This is a genomic window from Pseudotenacibaculum sp. MALMAid0570 (assembly GCF_040151415.1).
Classification (GTDB): Bacteria; Bacteroidota; Bacteroidia; order Flavobacteriales; family Flavobacteriaceae; genus Polaribacter.
Genome location: NZ_JBDKWF010000033.1, coordinates 1 through 3,151, shown reverse-complemented (window position 1 = coordinate 3,151; position 3,151 = coordinate 1). Strand labels below are relative to the sequence as shown.

At 35.6% G+C, this 3,151-nt stretch carries 2 protein-coding genes; both read right to left on the bottom strand.

Annotated features, from left to right (window positions below):
* A partial coding sequence (locus AAON49_RS00205) for a TolC family protein (RefSeq protein WP_349551755.1) occupies positions 1-652 on the bottom strand: 652 nt, incomplete at its 3' end.
* On the bottom strand, positions 649-3,151 hold a 2,503-nt coding region (locus tag AAON49_RS00200), incomplete at its 5' end, for an efflux RND transporter permease subunit (RefSeq protein WP_349551754.1). The genes AAON49_RS00200 and AAON49_RS00205, both read right to left, overlap by 4 nt.

Here is a 3,151-nt window from a genome sequence, read left to right as displayed (position 1 = left end):
ATTTTGGCATTACTAAAGAGTCTAAAACTTCAATTTTGAAATTCTTTTCCCTATTTAGAAGAGTATTCACTTGAGTTTGTTCTGATAAAAACTGCTGTTCCAGTACTTCTATCAACTGTTCTAAATCATTTTGTCTTATTTGCAATTTCAATACATCTACAGCTGTTGCTTTGCCTGTTTCAACAGAAGTTAATGCCATCGTTTCATACGTTTTCAAAAGAGAAATATTCTTTTTTAGAATTTCTTGCTTTTCTCGTATGGTAAAAAGATTGTAATATGCTTGTGATACCGAAGCAATTAGCTTTCTCTTGGCAATGGCAATATCTTCAAACTTTGCATCTGCTATTGAACTCACATAACTTTGTCTAGCAGTAATAGAACCAAACCAAGGAATCATTTGTTTTACAGAAAGCTTGAATCGTTGTGCACCTGTTCTTGTTTCAGGTTCACTGGCAAAATAACCGAATCCAAATTGCGTGTTCGGAACTGCATCTACTTCATTTTTCTTTTCTAAAACTCCTTTGTAGGCTGTTTCTACTTTTTGAATCTCAGGGCTATTGTCTAAGCCTATTTTAATGAGACTCTCAAGCCTTTGTCCGTAAGAAAAAGAACCTATAAAAAGAATGATAATATTAATGATTACTTTTCTCATTGTATTGTTTTTTTAAGTTGTCTTTCAGCCTTCCAACTATACAAAACTGGAACAACAAATAGTGTAATTAAGGCAATCAACATTCCGCCAAAGCTTGGGATAGCCATTGGAATCATAATGTCACTTCCTCTTCCTGTTGATGTTAGAATTGGCAACAATGCTAGAATTGTTGTTGCTGTTGTCATTAAACAAGGACGAATTCTTTTTTCTCCTGCTTCTAAAACAGATGCTCGTATACTTTTCTTGTCTTTTGGTTTATTTCTTTCAAAGACTTGGGTTAAGTAGGTAGCCATTACAACTCCATCATCAGTAGCAATTCCAAACAAGGCGATGAAACCTACCCACACGGCAACACTTAAATTAATGGTGTGCATTTGAAATAAATCACGTAGGTTTTCTCCAAAGAAATTAAAATTGAAAAACCAATCTTGACCATAGAGCCAAATCATAATAAACCCACCTGCAAAAGCTACTGCAATACCTGTGAAAACCATCAAAGAAGTGGCAACTGATTTGAATTGAAAATATAGAATCAAGAAAATAATGAGTAATGCTAGAGGAACTACAATGCCTAGTGTTTTTTCAGCACGTATTTGATTTTCATACGTTCCTGTGAATTGATAATTGACTCCTTTTGGAACAGTCAATTCACCTGTTTCAATTTTCTCTTGAATCAGTTTTTGAGCATTTTCCACTACTGATACTTCGGCAAATCCATCTAGTTTATCGAACAATACATAGCCCACTAAAAATGTATCTTCACTTTTGATAACTTGTGGACCTTGCTCGTAACGAATATCAGCTAATTCACTCAAAGGAACTGGAGCTCCTTTCTCTACAGGAATGTAGATACTACTCAAGTCTGTTGGATTATCTCTTAATTCTCTTGGGTATCTTACTCTAACGCCGTAACGTTCTCTGCCTTCTACTGTTTGTGTCAATACCATCCCTCCAACTGCTACTTTTAAAACATCTTGCACCTGTTGAATGGAAATTCCATATCTAGCAATTTTAGTTCTATCAATGTCAATCAATAAATACGGTTTTCCAACAATCCTATCAGCAAAAACGGCTTCATTTTTCACCCCTTCAACCTGTTTCAAAAGGCTTTCTAATTGAAGTCCAAAGGCTTCGATTTCTTTTAAATCTTGCCCTTTGACTTTAATACCCATTGGAGCTCTCATCCCTGTCTGTAGCATTACCAACCTTGTTTCTATCGGTTGTAACTTTGGAGCTGATGTGACTCCTGGAAGTTTCGTTACTCTTACAATTTCTTTCCAAATATCATTTGGACTTTTAATCTTTGGTCGCCAGTTTCTAAAGAATTCACCGTCTGCATCTTCTATTAATTGATATCTTTCGACTGCGCCTGTCTGCCGAACAGGCAGGCTCAAGGTGACATTTTCATTATTATTTGGATTAGCGATAAACTTACCATCCTTTAACTCAAACAAGCCTTCATCATTCACTTTGTAACGTTGACGCTCTCCATCATCATTTAACATATACTCAGGTTTGTAGAGAATTACGTTTTCATACATCGAAAGAGGTGCAGGGTCTAAAGCCGATTCAGTTCTTCCTGCTTTTCCTACTACAGTTTGGATTTCTGGAATACTTGCTACTGCCATATCTAGTTGTTGCAGTACTCTCTTGTTTTCTGCTATTCCCGAATGAGGCATGGAAGTTGGCATCAATAAAAATGATCCTTCATTTAATGAAGGCATAAATTCTTTACCTGTATTTTTCATGATGAAGAACCCAAAAACAACTATGGTAGTTGGAACGGCTAAAAACAATAATTTATGATTCAATGCCCATAATAAGATTCTTGAGTAGAATTTCCTAAAGAGGGTGAAAGCGCCTAATAACCCCAAGCTAATCACAGCAACAAAAAGGAGGTTCATAAAAAAACTTCTATCTATTCCAAGAGGTCGCCAATATTCAGCCAGTAAGAATAGAATAGTACTTGCAGAAATTAGCACATTGAACCCATTAGATTTTTGCTCTGTGATATAATTTCTCTTTTTCAATAATTGACTTATCGAAAAAGCGATGAGTACAAGTCCTAACCAATATCCCATTATAATAGTTGCAATACCTAATAAGAATAAGGCACATGCACCTATGTATCCATACCACTGTTTTGGTTTTCTATTTTTAAACAAATATGCAGCAAATGGTGGAATGATAAATAATGCTACTATAATAGATGCCGCTAGGGCAAATGTCTTTGTAAATGCTAGAGGTCTGAATAGCTTTCCTTCAGCACCAATCATGGTGAAAACTGGAATAAAGCTAATAATGGTTGTTAAAACAGCGGTTAGAATAGCGCCAGAAACTTCCGATGTAGCATTGTAAACTACTTCATTTGCTGACAATCCTTCTTCATTCTCTTGAAAATGTCGAATGATATTTTCTGATAGAATGACTCCAACATCAACCATCGTTCCAATAGCAATAGCGATTCCAGATAATGCGACAATATTGGCATCTATACCA